General features: G+C 53.5%; 13 protein-coding genes. 5 read left to right on the top strand and 8 right to left on the bottom strand.

The window, feature by feature from the left end; genetic code table 11:
• The 4 genes from ACUVOF_RS07810 to ACUVOF_RS07795 form a co-directional block, all read right to left on the bottom strand.
• Positions 1-314: DUF444 family protein (locus tag ACUVOF_RS07810; RefSeq protein ID WP_447043779.1), on the bottom strand; the 314-nt coding region annotated here is incomplete at its 3' end.
• An 83-nt stretch (positions 315-397) separates the two neighbouring features.
• Entirely contained in the window at positions 398-2,320 is a 1,923-nt protein-coding gene (locus tag ACUVOF_RS07805) for a PrkA family serine protein kinase (RefSeq protein WP_113270031.1), read from the bottom strand.
• 340 nt (positions 2,321-2,660) lie between these two features.
• Entirely contained in the window at positions 2,661-3,707 is a 1,047-nt protein-coding gene (locus tag ACUVOF_RS07800; RefSeq protein ID WP_447043778.1) for a threonine aldolase family protein, read from the bottom strand.
• Positions 3,708-3,877: 170 nt separating this feature from the next.
• A complete protein-coding gene (locus tag ACUVOF_RS07795) occupies positions 3,878-5,899 on the bottom strand; it encodes an oxidoreductase (RefSeq protein WP_447043777.1) in 2,022 nt (673 codons plus the stop codon).
• A gap of 190 nt (positions 5,900-6,089) precedes the next feature.
• Between ACUVOF_RS07795 and ACUVOF_RS07790 the strand changes: the two genes are divergently transcribed.
• The gene (locus ACUVOF_RS07790) at positions 6,090-7,004 is read left to right on the top strand and encodes a DMT family transporter (protein WP_447043776.1); all 915 of its coding nucleotides are present in this window, start codon (positions 6,090-6,092) and stop codon (positions 7,002-7,004) included.
• A gap of 42 nt (positions 7,005-7,046) precedes the next feature.
• Positions 7,047-8,615, top strand: a complete 1,569-nt coding sequence (locus tag ACUVOF_RS07785) for a GNAT family N-acetyltransferase (protein ID WP_447043775.1) — start codon at positions 7,047-7,049, stop codon at positions 8,613-8,615.
• A gap of 67 nt (positions 8,616-8,682) precedes the next feature.
• On the opposite strand, the gene ACUVOF_RS07780 is transcribed toward ACUVOF_RS07785, so the two are convergent.
• From ACUVOF_RS07780 to ACUVOF_RS07770, 3 genes are all read right to left on the bottom strand, one after another.
• Positions 8,683-8,982, bottom strand: a complete 300-nt coding sequence (locus ACUVOF_RS07780; RefSeq protein WP_447043774.1) for an MGMT family protein — start codon at positions 8,980-8,982, stop codon at positions 8,683-8,685.
• Positions 8,983-9,050: 68 nt separating this feature from the next.
• Positions 9,051-9,659 (bottom strand): FMN-dependent NADH-azoreductase, encoded by a 609-nt coding sequence (locus ACUVOF_RS07775; protein WP_447043773.1) that lies wholly within the window; start codon positions 9,657-9,659, stop codon positions 9,051-9,053.
• A gap of 193 nt (positions 9,660-9,852) precedes the next feature.
• Positions 9,853-10,719, bottom strand: coding sequence for a LysR substrate-binding domain-containing protein (locus tag ACUVOF_RS07770; RefSeq protein WP_447043772.1), 867 nt, complete (start codon positions 10,717-10,719; stop codon positions 9,853-9,855).
• A gap of 125 nt (positions 10,720-10,844) precedes the next feature.
• Here ACUVOF_RS07770 and ACUVOF_RS07765 point away from each other — a divergent pair, with 125 nt between their 5' ends.
• The 3 genes from ACUVOF_RS07765 to ACUVOF_RS07755 all read left to right on the top strand — a co-directional run bounded on the left by ACUVOF_RS07765 (position 10,845) and on the right by ACUVOF_RS07755 (position 13,854).
• Positions 10,845-12,032 carry a TauD/TfdA family dioxygenase gene (locus tag ACUVOF_RS07765; RefSeq protein ID WP_447043805.1) on the top strand — a complete coding sequence of 396 codons (1,188 nt, stop codon included), beginning with the start codon at positions 10,845-10,847 and terminating at the stop codon, positions 12,030-12,032.
• 76 nt (positions 12,033-12,108) lie between these two features.
• Positions 12,109-13,047: an ABC transporter substrate-binding protein gene (locus ACUVOF_RS07760; RefSeq protein WP_447043771.1), complete on the top strand. Its 939-nt coding sequence runs from the start codon at positions 12,109-12,111 to the stop codon at positions 13,045-13,047.
• Between the two features lie 84 nt (positions 13,048-13,131).
• Positions 13,132-13,854 carry a TVP38/TMEM64 family protein gene (locus ACUVOF_RS07755; protein WP_447043770.1) on the top strand — a complete coding sequence of 241 codons (723 nt, stop codon included), beginning with the start codon at positions 13,132-13,134 and terminating at the stop codon, positions 13,852-13,854.
• Here the strand turns inward: ACUVOF_RS07755 and ACUVOF_RS07750 are convergent.
• Positions 13,836-16,082 carry a glycosyltransferase gene (locus tag ACUVOF_RS07750; protein WP_447043769.1) on the bottom strand — a complete coding sequence of 749 codons (2,247 nt, stop codon included), beginning with the start codon at positions 16,080-16,082 and terminating at the stop codon, positions 13,836-13,838. The genes ACUVOF_RS07755 and ACUVOF_RS07750 overlap by 19 nt on opposite strands.
• Positions 16,083-16,147: the final 65 nt, after the last annotated feature.

Here is a 16,147-nt window from a genome sequence, read left to right as displayed (position 1 = left end):
AGATCTACACAGGGTAGATCGTCGGCAGCGTCATATGTGTATAAAAGACAGATCTTATCGCCCTCGACAAACTCCTTATTACCCGGTGAAACGATGTTACGTGCCCCACCAGGGCCATGCTGGAAAACCGGCTCAGAGATATCTTTTGCTGGGATCGAGATTTTCTCACCACGCTCCATATCGGTAATCGAGCGGCGATTAACGGCTTCTTCTACCGAGCGCTTGATATGCTTGCGATAGCGCTCCAAAAAGCGCTGACGGTTCACTGCGCTTTTATGCTTAGCGTTAGGCCTTCGATCAATAAAGTAGGTCATACGACCTCCTTAAGTACCCGTCTTAATCGCTGTGTTTAAATACTGTCTTAACTACTGTCTTAACTACTCTTAACCACTAACCCTTACTGGGATTTACGCACGCGCAGATACCACTCGGAGAGTAATCGAACCTGTTTTTCGGTGTAGCCACGCTCAACCATCCGTGCCACAAAATCCTCATGCTTCTTCTGATCCGACCGGGAGGCCTTGGCGTTAAACGAAATGACCGGCAGCAGCTCTTCGGTATTGGCGAACATTTTGTGTTCGATAACGCCTTTTAGCTTTTCATACGACTGCCAGCTGGGGTTCATGCCATTGTTTTGCGCCCTTGCCCGCAGTACAAAGTTGACTACCTCGTGGCGGAAATCTTTGGGGTTTGAAATACCCGCCGGCTTCTCGATTTTCTCCAGCTCTTCATTCAGCGCTTGGCGATTTAGCAACTCACCGGTCTCGTGGTCACGATACTCCTGATCCTGAATCCAAAAGTCTGCATAGGTGACATAACGGTCAAAAATGTTTTGGCCATATTCGCTGTAGGATTCGAGGTAAGCGGTTTGGATTTCCTTACCGATGAAGTCCACATAGCGAGGCGCCATATACTCTTTGATAAAGCCCAAGTAGCGCTCAAACACTTCTGACGGCAGCTGTTCACGCTCTAATGCTTGCTCCAATACGTAGAGAAGATGGACCGGATTGGCGGCCACCTCGGTGCTGTCAAAGTTGAATACCTTGGAAAGAATCTTGAACGCAAAGCGCGTAGAAAGCCCCTGCATCCCTTCATCAACGCCCGCCGCATCGCGATACTCCTGAATCGACTTGGCACGTGGGTCGGTGTCTTTAAGGTTTTCACCGTCGTACACACGCATTTTCGAGTAGATGTTGGAGTTTTCCGGCGCTTTCAGCCGGGAAAGTACCGAGAACTGTGCCAGCATACGCAGCGTATCCGGCGCGCAGGGAGCCGCGTTTAACGAAGAGTCTTCTAGCAACTTTTGATAGATTTTGATCTCTTCGGTGACCCGCAGGCAATAAGGCACCTTGACGATATAAACCCGGTCAAGAAATGCCTCATTGTTGCGATTATTGCGGAACGCCTGCCATTCGGATTCGTTAGAGTGAGCCAGGATGACGCCATCAAAGGGGATAGCGCCCATGCCTTCAGTGGGGTTGTAGTTACCCTCCTGTGTCGCGGTAAGCAGAGGATGCAGCACCTTGATAGGCGCTTTGAACATCTCCACAAACTCCATCAACCCTTGGTTGGCGCGGCATAAACCGCCCGAGAAGCTGTAGGCATCCGGGTCGTCCTGGGAATACAGCTCCAACTGACGAATATCGACTTTACCTACCAGCGAAGAGATATCCTGATTATTTTCATCGCCCGGCTCTGTTTTAGAAATAGCAATTTGATTCAGCCGTGAAGGGTACAAACGCACTACCCGGAACTGGGAGATATCACCGCCATACTCTTTTAACCGTTTCGCCGCCCAAGGCGACATCACACTGCGTAGGTAACGCTGTGGAATACCGTACTCTTTCTCCAGCAACTCGCCATCCTCTTCGGGAGAGAACAGGCCAAGCGGTGACTCATAGACCGGCGAGCCCTTGATGGCATAGAACGGAATGCGCTCCATCAACAGTTTAAGGCGCTCCGCCAGCGATGACTTACCGCCCCCCACCGGGCCTAGCAGATAGAGGATCTGTTTACGCTCTTCAAGCCCTTGGGCAGCATGGCGAAAGTAAGCCACGATTTGCTCAATGGCCTCCTCCATACCATGGAACTCTGCAAAGGCAGGATAGCGGCGAATTACTTTGTTGGAAAAAATGCGTGACAGACGCGGGTCTTTCGCCGTGTCGATCACTTCAGGCTCTCCGATGGCTTCCAGCATGCGCTCGGCGGCGCTGGCATAAACCTTCGGGTCACGGCGACAAAGCGCCAGATACTCCTCAAGGCTCATGTCTTCTTGCTGAACGCGGGCAAATCGGTCTTGAACGTGATCAAAGATACTCATGGAAATCTCCTGTGGCCCATCCCCAGGCAGACACCGCCAAGCCAAGTGTTTCGCAACGGTGTGCCAAACGAAATGTCGCTTTATTTAGCGTAGTCAGCATTAGCAAAAAGTGATGACTAAAAGCTTCAACGCAGCGGCGTTATGGATAAGAGAGATTTTCATGAGATTAGTTGCGCAGAACCTAGTTGAGCAGAACCTAGTGGGATAAAACCTAGTGAGGTAGAGCAACGCGGCAAGAGGAGCCGCTAAAGGGCGCTAACCGCGACGCCGCTTGAAGTAGCGGCATCGCTAGGGTCAGAGTGCCCAATTACGGCACGACGAAGAGGATCAAACGTGGCCTTTATTGCGCAATCACTGCGTGAATATCAGCCAGTAACTCGTCTAGCAATTCAACGGTAGTATTCCAAGCACAGACAAACCGGGCACCGCCAGCACCAATAAAGGTGTAGAAGGTCCAGCCTTTGGCTTTCAACGCTTCAATGGCCGGAGGCGGCAATTCAACGAATACGCTATTGGCCTGGGTGGGAAACATCAACGACACGCCGGGTAATGCCTTTAGGCCTTCTGATAAGTAGCGGGCCATGGCATTGGCGTGTTGAGCGTTCGTAAGCCAGGCGCCACTTTCTAATAACCCTAACCACGGGGCTGATATAAACCGCATTTTTGAAGCCAGCTGGCCTGCCTGCTTGCAACGGTAAGAGAAATCTTCAGCCAGGTCACGGTTAAAGAACAGGATCGCTTCGCCAAATGCGAGACCGTTTTTGGTCCCCGAAAAACACAGCGCATCGACACCCACTTGCCAGGTAAGCTCCGCTGGCGAGGCATTAAGGCTCGCACAGGCGTTAGCAAAGCGGGCACCATCCATATGCAGGCGCAGGTCATGTTTATCGGCAATGGCGCGAATGGCCATCAGCTCTTCGCGGGAATATAGCGTCCCCACTTCGGTCGCTTGAGTGAGCGATACCACTTTGGGTTTAGGATAGTGAATATCGCTGCGCTTAGTGACCAACGCCTCAATACCTTCCGGCGTTAGCTTGCCATTAGCACCTGGTGAGGTAAGCAGCTTCGCACCGTTAGAGAAAAATTCCGGGCCACCGCATTCGTCAGTTTCAATATGCGCCAGCTCATGACAAATGACGCTGTGGTAGCTGCGCCCCATTGCAGAAAGCGCCAATGAGTTAGCAGCGGTGCCGTTAAAAACGAAGAAAACTTCGCAGTCGTAATCAAACATATCGCGGAAGCGGTCTGCCGCGCGGGCCGTCCAGAGATCATTACCGTATGCCAAATCATCGCTACGATTGGCTTCAAGCAGGTATTCCATCGCCTCCGGGCAGATACCTGAGGTGTTATCACTGGCTAAAAAACGCGGGCTACACTCCGAGGTCATGACGACAGTCCTTTTATCTGGCGATCGAACGGCGCGAACTGGGTGCCACTCGCGCCTTTAATATCTAGCTATTCTTAATAGCCAGATTAGTCGTTTAGTCTATCGCCATTTATGGGCTAACGTCACCCGCGCTTTTAAGCATTTACTTATTAACCTGATCTGGTGCGTTTTTACAAACTAGCCGCTAATCGTGTGCCCTGCTCAATTGCTCGCTTAGCATCCAATTCACTGGCTTCATCCGCGCCGCCAATGATGTGTACCGCCGTCCTAGCCCGCTCCAGAGGCGCCAACAAATCACGCACCGACTCCTGCCCAGCGCAAACCACCACGCTGTCCACTGCAAGCACTTGGTCGGTATCCTCACGACGAATATGCAGCCCGTCATCATCAATTTTGATGTACTCACAGCCTGTCAGAGTAGTTACCCCACGTGCTTTAAGCGATGCGCGATGCACCCAACCGGTTGTTTTACCCAAATATTTTCCCGGCTTGGAGGTTTTACGCTGCAGCATCACGATCTCACGGGGCACGGCTGGCGGGGTTGGTGTTTTTAAACCACCACGTTCGCTTACGGCCAAATCCACGCCCCACTCGTCGCACCAATCAGCAATATCCAGCGCCGGGTGCCCCTGGTGCGCCAGCAGCTCAGAGACATCAAAACCGATCCCCCCAGCACCAATGACCGCCACTTTGCGGCCAACGCGGGCCGGATGTTCAATCGCTTCTGCGTAGCTCATTACTTTGTGATGGTCGTGGCCTGGCAGGCTTAGCTCGCGAGGTTGAACGCCGGTGGCCATGACTACTTCATCAAAGTCGGCAAGCGTCTCTGCGGTCGCAGTGGTATTGAGGCGTACCTCTACCGCATATTTCTCCAGCATCACTCGGTAGTAGCGCAGGGTTTCGTTAAACTCCTCTTTGCCAGGGATCTTACGTGCATAGTTGAACTGTCCGCCTAACTCACTGCGCTGCTCAAATAACACGACATGATGCCCGCGGCTAGCCGCTGTCACGGCTGTCGCCAACCCCGCTGGGCCACCGCCCACGACGGCTACCCGCTTGGGCGTTAGTGCAGACTCGATAGTCAGCTCAGTTTCGTGACAGGCGCGCGGGTTAACCAAGCAGGACGTTAGTTTTCCAGCGAAAGTATGATCAAGGCAGGCCTGGTTACAGGCAATGCAGGTATTGATCTCCTCAGCCAGTCCTTCCTGGGCTTTGCTCACCCAAGCAGGGTCCGCGAGAAAAGGCCGCGCCATAGAGACCATATCGGCATGGCCCTCCGCCAGGACCTGCTCGGCAATGTCAGGCATGTTGATACGGTTGGTGGTGATTAACGGAATCGATAGCGCCGACTTGATGCGCTTAGTCACCTCGGTAAAGGCCGCTCGCGGCACGCTGGTCACAATGGTGGGCACCCGCGCTTCGTGCCAGCCAATCCCTGTGTTGATCACATTCGCCCCAGCGGCTTCGATCGCTTGGCCCAGCGTGACGACCTCCTCCCAAGTACTGCCTTCTTCGACTAAATCAATCATCGAAAGGCGAAAGATAATCACAAAACGCTCACCTACCGCTTCGCGTACACGACGGACAATCTCGACGGCAAAGCGCATACGGTTCTCAAACGCCCCGCCCCATTCGTCGTCACGCTGGTTGGTGCGTTGGCAAATAAACTGATTAATAAAATAGCCTTCAGACCCCATCACCTCCACGCCGTCATAGCCCGCCTGCTGTGCCAGGCTTGCACAGCGTACGTAGTCGGCAATTTGCTGCTCGACCTCATCGCTGCTCAACGCACGGGGCATAAAGGGATTGATCGGGGCTTGAATGGCCGAAGGCGCTACTAATTCTGGCGAGTAAGCATAGCGTCCAGCGTGGAGAATCTGCATGCACAGATGACCACCCTCGGCATGCACCGCATCAACCACTTGCCTATGTTCCGGCAGTTGCGCCTCATCAACGAGCGCATGGGCACCCTGGAAAACGGCGCCTTCTGCATTAGGAGCAATCCCGCCGGTGACGATCAAACTAACCCCTTCCCGCGCCCGCTCGGCATAAAAAGCAGCTAGCCGTTCAAAGCCATTCGGCGCTTCTTCCAAATTGGTATGCATTGAGCCCATTAAGACACGGTTGGGCAGCGTTAGATGGCCGATGGTCAGTGGACGAAACAAATTCGGGTACGCAGGCGTTTGGCTCATCACGGGCCTCCTTAATGTTATTAGAAGCTTTTATAAATAAATTCAAACAAGCGTATGACATCCTGAGCATCACGTATAGCCCTTAGAGGCTTGGTCCCTCGATAATTGGTCTCTCGATACATGGGTCAACCGCTTGCCCAACGCGCGAATCCACGTCACATTACCCGGCTAACGATAAGGAACCGTTGTTATGCCCTTGATTTACTTTTTACCGCCGCTCGCCACCGTATTGATTTGGTCGGGCAATATGACCATAAATCAGCTTAGCGTAGGCGCCATTGCCCCAAGCAGCATTGCTTTTTTACGCTGGCTGTTAGCGCTGGCGGTAATGACCCCGTTTGTGCTCCCTGCGGTCATACGTCACCGTGATGAGATTCGTCGTCAATGGCCTAAGTTGGCACTGCTTGGGCTACTCGGCATGGGTCTGTGGCAAGGGCTTGCTTATATAGCGGCAGAAACCACGACCGCCACCAACATGGGGATTCTTGCCGCCATGGTACCATTGCTAACGGTGCTGCTCAGCGCGCTGATTCTCCGCGAACCACCCACCTTAGGCGGTGTTTTAGGCGGGGTACTGGCGTTTGTGGGGGTCACCGTACTGCTTGGGCGCGGCAACCCGCTTTCGTTGCTACAATTGCAAGTCGCCCTCGGTGATGCACTCATGGTCGTGGCGGCTACCTGCTACGCGTTGTATGGCGTCATGCTAAAACGCTGGTCGATGAATCTACCGTCCTGGGTGATGCTCTATGCACAAGTCTGTTTTGCCGTCCTGTTCTTGTTGCCGCCCTATTTGATGGGCCCCATGACGCCAATTGATGAACAGAATATCGGGCTGATACTCTATGCAGGTATCCCTGCGTCTATCATCACCACTTTTTTATGGATGCGCGCAGTACGCCAGATTGGCGCCAATCAATCGAGTATTTTTATCAATTTAATGCCATTGTTCAGCGCGCTGATTGCGATGATTTTTTTAGGCGAACGTGTGGCGGGTTTCCACTTTGCTGGTGGGCTGCTCATTCTTGCTGGGGTCATCATGGCGCAAACTCTGACACGTCCGCTAACCCGCGAGTTAACCTCGGATAAGCCGAGCAGCGCCCAATAATGTTAGAATGGTCGTTTACTTCTGACGCTGGGAAGCCCTGATATGTCCCTCGAAGAACTGCATCTTAATCTGCGCAACCTAATGAGCGATGACTACGATCAGCTCAAGGCATTGATGGACGCTGTCTATCACGATATCGGCGGTGCCTGGCCTAAGCGCACGATCGACAAATTAATTCAGGAATTCCCTGATGGCCAAATCGCGATTGAAGACGACGGCCTTCTCGTGGGTGTGGCGCTCACCGTACAGGTCGATTACGACGAGTTTTCCAACCCCCATAAATACGATGACTTGATCGGCCATCGCGAAACCATCCTCAACAACGAGGATGGTGACGCCATGTATGGGCTGGATGTGCTGATTCATCCCGACTACCGTGGATATCGCTTGGGCCGCCGGCTTTACGAAGCACGTAAAGAACTATGCCGCTCAATGAACCTGCGGGCGATCCTGGCGGGTGGGCGTATTCCTGAATATTACCAGCACGCCGATGAACTCACACCCGCTCAGTACATCGATAAAGTCTCGCGTAAAGAGATCTACGATCCGATTCTCTCTTTCCAACAGGCGAATGACTTTCAGGTTAAGCGCCTGCTGCGCAAATACCTGCCCGAGGATGAGCAGTCGCGCGGCTACGCTACCTTGTTAGAGTGGAATAACATCCTGTTTGAGCCCGCTGCCAACGTGCTAGACACCCGCCCCACCCAGGTGCGTGTAGGCGCAGTACAGTGGCAGATGCGTGAGTTCTCCTCGGTGGAAGCTGCCCTCCAGCAAATCGAATACTTTGTGGATGCGCTTTCAGACTACCAAAGTGATTTCGCCGTTTTCCCGGAACTGTTTAACGCGCCGTTGATGGGTCTTCAAGACCGCGCTGCCCAACAGGATCAAATGGGTGCGATTCGCTTTCTGGCCGGTTTTACCGAGCGCTTTAAGGCTGAGCTTTCCCGCATGGCAGTGTCGTACAACATCAATATCGTGGGCGGTTCGATGATTGAAGTCGGTGATGATGACCGGCTCTACAACATTGCCTACCTGTTCCACCGCGACGGCAGCGTTGAGCGTCAGGCCAAGTTGCACATTACGCCTCAAGAGCGGCGCGACTGGGTCATTGAGGGTGGCGATGAGCTGCAGGTATTCGATACCGACGCCGGCCGTGTGGGCATTCTGATCTGCTACGACGTGGAATTCCCGGAGCTTGGGCGTTTGTTGGCCGACCAGGACATGGACATTCTGTTTGTACCCTTCTGGACCGACACCAAGAACGGCTACCTACGCGTTCGCCACTGCGCTCAGGCGCGGGCGATTGAAAATGAGTGCTACGTGGTGCTCTGCGGTAGTGTCGGCAACCTGCCCTCGATTGAAAACCTGGATATCCAGTACGCGCAATCAGCAGTGTTCTCGCCCTCTGACTTCGCTTTCCCTCACGATGCGGTGCTGGCGGAAACTACGCCCAATACCGAGATGATCTTCTTCTCGGATCTGGACTTGACCCGCCTGACGGTAGTACGTGCCGAAGGCTCAGTGACCAACCTCAAAGACCGCCGCAAGGATCTGTTTGATCTCCGCTGGCGCGACTGGTCATGGAAATCGGGTGCTAATCTGGAGGATTGAAGTGAATCATGAAGTCAACAACGCCGCCCAATGGGCGGCGTTATTGTTTCTAAAAGAGTTATATAGCTCAATCAGGCCACACAAGATGCGCGGGTACGCGGCCTTTGGCATCGAACAGCACACCTTCATCGCGTAATTTACGGTGCTGTCGCTCGGCGCCACCGTGGTCAGCAAGCTTTAGTGATGCTGCGATCACACGATGCCAGGGCAGCTGATGGCCGTCAGGCAAGTGACGCATCGCTGAGCCCACCATGCGCGGGGTAGCGCCCTCGGTCATTGCCGCAATGCGCCCATAGGTCGTCACTCGGCCCGGTGGAATTTGATCAACGATGGTGTAAATTTGCTCGAGTAATTCGGGCCGGGCCATACAACGTTATCCTCTTAACGCATAAACGTTTTTTGCGGGTCCTTATAAACCGTCCTTATAAACTGTTCTTATAAACCCTCAACCAATTGATCAATTGCCTGGAAAGCTTCCTTGAGAGCAGCGTCGCGATGCTGTCCACCCATATTCAAGCCTTCAGCATAGACCACATGAGTATCTTTGATCCCCATGAGGCCCAGCATGGCTTTCAGGTGCGGCGTCTGGCTATCCATTTCAGTGCCCGCGTATTGTCCACCACGGGCTGCCAGGATAATCGCTCTCTTGCCTTCCACTAAACCTTGGGGGCCGTTCTCGGTGTAGCGGAACGTTTCGCCAGCTCGCAATACACGGTCAAACCACGCTTTCAGCTGTGAAGGAATGCCCAAATTGTACATCGGCACCGCAATCACCAGTACATCGTTAGCGCGCAGCTCGGCCAGCAGCGTCTCTGAGCGCGTAGCTAATGCCTGCTGCTCAGCGGTGCGCTCGGTGTCCGCTACTTGCCAAGCGCCTAGCTCGTTAATGTCCAGGTGGGGCAACGCTTTTTTGACCACATCACGCTGGGTGACTTCGATACCATCACAAGCGTTTGCTTGCTCGATAAAGCGATTAGCCAGTGCGTTGGATTGGCCGTTTTCCGCCAAAATAGAAGAGGTGATTATCAGGGCACGCGTCGTCATTGAAAGCTCCAAGGATCATTAGGTTGATGGATTGGAGGCTATTCTAAGACGCCCTACAGAAAGCAAAAGCGCAACGTTTTCCGGCTTATATTCGATTAAATCGAACCATGCTGATGAAGAGCATGCTTTATTCATACTGTTACTTATGCGGTGACCAGCTTAGCAAGCTAATAAATAATATAGGCATAGCTCGCTATTCTATAGAGTGGCAAAGCCACTGCCATACCACCCCTGCTTCATCGCTAATATGGCGCCGGCTTGGCCGCACCAGCCAGAAGCGCTCCTCGCTAGGCACAGTGATATCAAATGGCGCCACTAAGTCACTACGCTGCTCCATCAAGCGCCGATGTGTTAGCGAGATACCGCCACCCTGGCTTGCCAATGCCAACGTCATTACCTGGTTATCGCAAGTGAGCGACCAGCACTGCGCTTCCACATGGGCAACGCCCGCTTCTTGTAGCCACCCTGGCCACCCTACCCCAAAACCGACTGCATGCAGTAGCGTGTGCCCGGCGAGATCTTCTGGCGCAGAGAGCGTCTTTGCCAAAGCCTGCGAGCACACCGGCAACAGGTGTTCTTCCCCTAGCGGCTGCATTTCAATCCCCGTCCACTCCCCCTTACCGTAGCGTATTTCGATATCGGCGCCTTCGGGGCCAAAGTCATCGGGCCAAATAGCGCTCACCAAACGAATCGCCACCTGAGGATGCGCGCGATGAAAAGCAATTAAACGCGGTGCCAGCCACGACTGCTGAATGACTGGCGTAGCACGCAATGTGACAGGCTGCTCTGACGTGCTACCAAACACTTCTAAAGTGCCTTCGCTAATACGCACAAAGGCATCATGAATACTTGGCAGCCACGCCTGTCCGGCAGGCGTTAACGTTAAGCTACGCGCATGGCGCACGAAAAGCTTCTGCCCCACGCGATCTTCCAGCAGCCTGACGCGCTGGCTGATCGCCGCTTGAGTGACACCGAGTTCATTGCCAGCGGCAGTAAAACTCAAGGTACGCGCCGCAGATTCAAAGGCTTGAAGCCATAGCAATGGCGGTAACTGACTCATGAAAAAGAGACCTATAAATTAAATGATGTCTTAGGGGCCAGATTAATCGTTTGTCAGCGCCGCTGCTACTCCCCATCCTAGGTAACCCTTATGCATTGCAGCAAAGGGAGCGATTCGGAGTGATGATGAATAGCGCAGTACAAGCGACACCAACGACAACGACAAAACAATCCCAAGCCCCCGAGATGGGCGAATTAAGCCCTTATCAAACGGGTCCGGCGCTTACTCAAGCGACCCTGGTGCAAACAGGTGTGGCACTTGAATGGCAAGATGGCCAGCAAAGCACGCTGCCCCTACTTTGGTTGCGCGATCACTGCGCATGCCAAGCCTGCCGCCACCCGCAGACCCGCGAAAGGCTATACCTGCCCCTTGAACCGATTACTGAACCGCCCAGTGTTGCTCTGCTGGAAGGACACTTACATCTAAACTGGCAGGATGGTCATGTCAGTGCGTTTCATAGCGGCTGGCTCTACCAACGCCGCCCGGAATCCAAGCTAGTCTCGTCAGTACCCAACGCAAAGCCGTGGAAAGATAACTTCACGCCCGAGTGCGTGCGGCACGATGATTTTTTGAAACCTCAGGGTGAAAAAGCTTGGCTAACCGCCATGCTTCGCGACGGTTTGGCACTGATTACCGACGGCCCGCTGGTCGAAGAAGAAGTGAGCCGCTTGGCTGAGCGCATTGGGCCCCAACGCGCCACCAATTTTGGCGCCCGTTTCGATGTGCGCTCCAAGCCCAATCCCAATAATGCAGCGTACACCGCCGTTGGTTTGCCGCTGCATATCGATTTGCCCAATTGGCGTCATCCGCCGGACATTCAATTACTCTATTGCCTTCAAAATGGAGCCAGCGGCGGTGAATCACTGTTTGCCGACGGCGCCCGAGTGGTTGAAGCGCTGCGACAGCAAGACCCAACAGCCCTAGCGATACTTAGCGAAACGCCCATCGACTTTCGCTTCCAGGATGAGAGCCACGATATTTCAATGCGAGCGCCGGTAGTTACGCTAGATAGCACGGGCAACTTGGTCGAGATGCGGCTGAACAACTGGATTCGCGATGCGCTTCATTTACCGGTAGAACAGATGAACGCTTGGTACAGCGCTTACGCTTTACTGTGGAAGCTGTTCCATAGCGAAGCCCACCAGTTAGAGTTTACCCTTCGTCCTGGTCAAATGGTCGCTTTTGACAACCGCCGTGTACTTCATGGGCGTCGCGAGTTCGACCCCAACAGTGGCGCACGTCATTTACAAGGCACCTATCTAGACCGCGATATGTTGGCCTCACGCCTTCGCGTGTTAGCCCGCCAAGCTTAATTAAACGCGGCATTCAGTTAGCGTATTTGATTAATAAAAACACCTATCTGACAATAAAACCTAGCAAGGAGATCTTATGACGCACCTCAAACCGCTCGCTTCAGGCATTGCCCTCGCCACCACCGCGCTCTTCGTCTCGGCCGCTCAAGCCGACGATCAGACCCTGGACTTCGGTGTACCTGCCTGGCCCGGCATTACCGTCAAAACCGCCATTGCCGAGCAGCTATTGAATCCGCTCGGCTACGACACCTCCACTCAGGACATCGGCCTGCAGGTAATTTACCAAGGTATCGAAAGCGGCGATATTGACGTATTTCTAGGGGCATGGCTGCCCGCCCAGCGCGACATGTTCAATCCGCGTAAAGAATCAGGCGTACTCATCGATGTCGCCAATAATGTCGATGGCGCACAAATGACATTGGCGGTGCCGGAATACCTCTATGAAAGCGGCATTCAAAGCTTTGCCGATCTAGATGAGCACCGCGATCAGTTCGATGGAGAAATACATGGCTTTGGCGCAGGCTCTGCCGCCAGCGAGATTCTCCACAATGCGATCGATAACGACATCTGGGGGTTAGGCGACTGGCAGGTAGTCGATACCAGTGAAGTGGGCATGCTTTCAGCAGCGAAAGATGCAATCTCTCGGGAAGAACCCATTGTATGGGTAGGCTGGACACCCCACTGGATGAACCTTGAATTGCCGATGCGTTACCTGGAAGACCCCGAAGATCTGTTCGGTGAAAATAACGGCGAAAGCGACGTATTGACCCTTCTTCGCAGTGACTACGCTGAGGCCAATCCTAACATCGTGGCGTTCTTTGAGCAGTTCACCTTCTCTGCCGAAGAGCAGAGCTGGATGATTCAAGCCTTCGGTCAGGAAGAACAAGAGCTTGCTGATGTCGCCGAACAGTGGATCAACGCTCACCCTGAGCGTATCGAAGCGATGCTGGCTGGCGTCACCACCACCGACGGGGACCCTGCATGGCCGGTGATTGAAGCGCAGCTCAACAACTAACCATCAGCATTAAAGGCGCCTTCATCCCATCGGGCGGCTAGCGTATGCTAGCGCTTTTTTAACTTTAAGCCGCTGGGAATAGGCATGTCGAGAACACTGAGTAAGGGCGTTGGCCTGCTGGTAGCTGTCGTGTTGTTAGGCGTTATGTGGCATTTGCTACAGCGCTACGACCTACTGACCCAGGCGCGCCTTAGCGAGCTGATCGGTTACATTCGCCAGTGGCGTACCGCGCCCTGGATGTTTGCGGCGGTGATGGCCGTCTACGCTGGTGCACTGCTGGTGATGTTTCCGCTTAGTCTACTGGTGGTCGTCACGGGCTTACTGTTTGGCCCCGCGTGGGGGCTGGCATATGCCACACTCGGTACGTTGACATCATCGGTTGTGTCGTACTGGGTGGGCCACTGGTTAGGCCGGGAAGCGCTGATGCGCTATGGCGGGCGTCATTTGCGCGGCCTTTCGGGCTATTTGTCCAAGCGCGGCATTCGCACCATGACGGTCATTAACCTGCTGCCGCTCGCACCTTTCACGCTGACCAATATGCTGGCGGGTGCCTTTCACCTTAAGTTTCGCGACTACATGATCGGTTCCACCCTGGGCATCGTGCCCGGGTTGGCAGCGGTCATTCTTTTGGGTAGCCAGCTAGGTGCTCTGTTTACTGCGGCTTCCGCAAAAGAACTCATATTGGCCGGCGCCGGGCTTGCCGCTGGGGTTGGCCTACTTGTCGGGCTTAAGTACTATGCCAGTCAGCGTCAAGATGCCAACCGCCGCCAAGCAGCCAAAAAATTGCCTCATCGTGATGGGGAGTGATACTTGGCGAGCACTTCAGCGTAAAAGGCCGCTACTGCGGTGGCAAAGTTGGCAATATCGAACTCTTCGGCAAAATGGCTGGCCTGTTTACCCAACTGCTGGCGTAGCGCTTCGTTATCTTTTAGCTCGACGACTTTTTGACCCCACGCCTGACGATTTTGCGGCGTTTTGAAGCCATTCACGCCCTGACGCACTACGTCATCTATCCCGCTCGAGCGTACCGCCACCACGGGCAGACCCGCCGACATCGCTTCGAGAATCACCATCCCCTGGGTTTCCGACGTAGAAGCGAACACAAATAAATCGCCCAGATGATAGTAAAGCGCCATTTGGTCAGGTGGCACCGCCCCGACTAACGTTACCCGCGCGGTGAGTTTTAAGGTATCGATCTGATGTTGAATCGCCTCGCGGTCGGGTCCATCTCCAATGAGCAGCAGATGAAAGTCCTCATGCCCTTGGTTTTGCAGCTCGGCGAGCGCTTCCAACATAAAGCCAATATTTTTCTCTTTGCTAATCCGCGAGACGCTAATCAATATTTTGCGCTCGGGATGGATCGCCAGCCGCTTACGTAACTCTTCCAACTTCCCCGCCTCAACATGTGCGAAACGCTCCACATCGATGCCCGTGGGTTGCACCAGCGAGGGCGTTTTAACGCCGATCATGCGTAGATACTCCTCTGAGGAGTAGGTGGGCACGATCACCCCTTGGCAGCGGTTAGAAAAGTGCTTGATCAGGTAGTGCGAGATCAAATTACGAAAAAGCGCACCGGGCAGCGGCACAAAGTGAGCATAGTGCTCCAGGCGGGTATGATAAGTGTAGACCACCGGCACCTTCAGCCGGCGCCCCATCAACAGCCCCATGGAACCAAGCCAAAAAGGGTGGTGAACATGAATCAAATCGGGCTTGAAGGCACGCAGGCAATGGCGAAAGCGAACGCTAAATGGGTTGGTTAGCCGGAACTCGCCCTTCTCACCAAATGCCATCAATGTCGGGATACGTTTTATCGACTTATCGTCCTGCCAGGCTTCTCGATAGCGTGGCACTAACAGCTGGATCGAATGCCCTAAGTCGTGCAAACCATTACGTAAGCGATCCACCGATACCGACACGCCGGACACAAACGGAAAGTAGTTATTGGATACCATCGCCACCCGCAAAGACTTACCCAAAAAGGGCGTTGGATCGTTATCAAAGTCGGGATAGTAATGTCGGTCTTCAAAAATAAGCCGATATAAACGCAGTGCTAACAGCGTCAGCAAACCCACAATCAGTAAAAAGCGGGTATAGCTGACGTAAAAGAAGGCGTACACCGTTGACCCAACGCTACTCAGCACCCGCCACCAACCGGGGCTATCCACGTTTAAGCGTACCGGCGCAATGGCGACATTCTCGCCCGCGACATCAACAATAACGTAGTGATGAAAGCTACTATCGGCATCAATCAAAATGCCGCCGGCGCCACCCGTAGTGACGTAATCCACACCGTTAATCGTCTGCTGTGAAAAGAGCGTTAAGTTAGCGGAGAATACCGTATCCACATTATGCTCCTCCGCCAGTGCCATGATGCCATCAGCCAGCCGGGAGTCATTAAGGTAATTGTCGGCTTCAAACAGCGGCGCATCGCTCACTACGTTGTGCAGAGGCAAGCCAATAAACAGGAACCGGTGCTGTGCTTCGGAAGCCGCAAGTTCCCTGGAGAGCCAATCAAGCTGCCAGGAAGTGGATGACTTGCCCGTACCATCAAGAAAAATAAAGTGGCTATTGCCTGCAACGAAAGAGTAAAAATGCGGGCCAAAATACTCATAAAACAGGTAACTGCCAAAATCACTGTCTTCGTTGTCGCCATAGGTGAGTAAGTACGGGACATTAAGCAGTTCCAGGCTGTGGTAGATCGCCTGATAGCTCTCCTGTTGACCTCCGCTGACGGCGTTACCTGCCGAGATAAGAAAGTCGATTCCACCCTGGTTGATCAGCGGCACAATCTCATCTTGAAAAACGTTTACCGAGTTATTGATATTACCCACCACGGCAAAGCGGTAGTCGGTTCGCTCCGTCAACACCTCACGGATATCGGCCACCTGGAGAGTATGCACCGATTCAAACTCAGGTTCCGCCACGTACAGCCAAATTTGGTGAGCAATCAGGCCAATCACCAGGGCGAGATTAAGAAAGAAAAACAGCCGCAACCAGCGCTGGCGTGAGAGACGAAGAAAGGAGCGTCGTGGCATTTAAAAGTGCTTTTTCAATGATAAATGGGGTGCACCGCTACTGCAGCGGTTCAAGCCTTAAAATG

It is taken from the genome of Vreelandella sp. H-I2 (genome assembly GCF_052959335.1).
The sequence above is the reverse complement of the archived record's forward strand: the minus strand, read 5'-3'. Positions and strand labels throughout refer to the sequence as shown.

Excerpts from the sequence above, each read along its gene's own strand:
- ACUVOF_RS07805 (WP_113270031.1), bottom strand. The coding sequence starts at position 2,320 with ATGAGTATCTTTGATCACGTTCAAGACCGATTTGCCCGCGTTCAGCAA.
- ACUVOF_RS07770 (WP_447043772.1), bottom strand. The coding sequence starts at position 10,719 with ATGAGTCAGTTACCGCCATTGCTATGGCTTCAAGCCTTTGAATCTGCG.
- ACUVOF_RS07765 (WP_447043805.1), top strand. The coding sequence starts at position 10,845 with ATGAATAGCGCAGTACAAGCGACACCAACGACAACGACAAAACAATCC.
- ACUVOF_RS07785 (WP_447043775.1), top strand. The coding sequence starts at position 7,047 with ATGTCCCTCGAAGAACTGCATCTTAATCTGCGCAACCTAATGAGCGAT.
- ACUVOF_RS07755 (WP_447043770.1), top strand. The coding sequence starts at position 13,132 with ATGTCGAGAACACTGAGTAAGGGCGTTGGCCTGCTGGTAGCTGTCGTG.
- ACUVOF_RS07775 (WP_447043773.1), bottom strand. The coding sequence starts at position 9,659 with ATGACGACGCGTGCCCTGATAATCACCTCTTCTATTTTGGCGGAAAAC.
- ACUVOF_RS07780 (WP_447043774.1), bottom strand. The coding sequence starts at position 8,982 with ATGGCCCGGCCCGAATTACTCGAGCAAATTTACACCATCGTTGATCAA.
- ACUVOF_RS07800 (WP_447043778.1), bottom strand. The coding sequence starts at position 3,707 with ATGACCTCGGAGTGTAGCCCGCGTTTTTTAGCCAGTGATAACACCTCA.
- ACUVOF_RS07790 (WP_447043776.1), top strand. The coding sequence starts at position 6,090 with ATGCCCTTGATTTACTTTTTACCGCCGCTCGCCACCGTATTGATTTGG.
- ACUVOF_RS07750 (WP_447043769.1), bottom strand. The coding sequence starts at position 16,082 with ATGCCACGACGCTCCTTTCTTCGTCTCTCACGCCAGCGCTGGTTGCGG.
- ACUVOF_RS07760 (WP_447043771.1), top strand. The coding sequence starts at position 12,109 with ATGACGCACCTCAAACCGCTCGCTTCAGGCATTGCCCTCGCCACCACC.
- ACUVOF_RS07795 (WP_447043777.1), bottom strand. The coding sequence starts at position 5,899 with ATGAGCCAAACGCCTGCGTACCCGAATTTGTTTCGTCCACTGACCATC.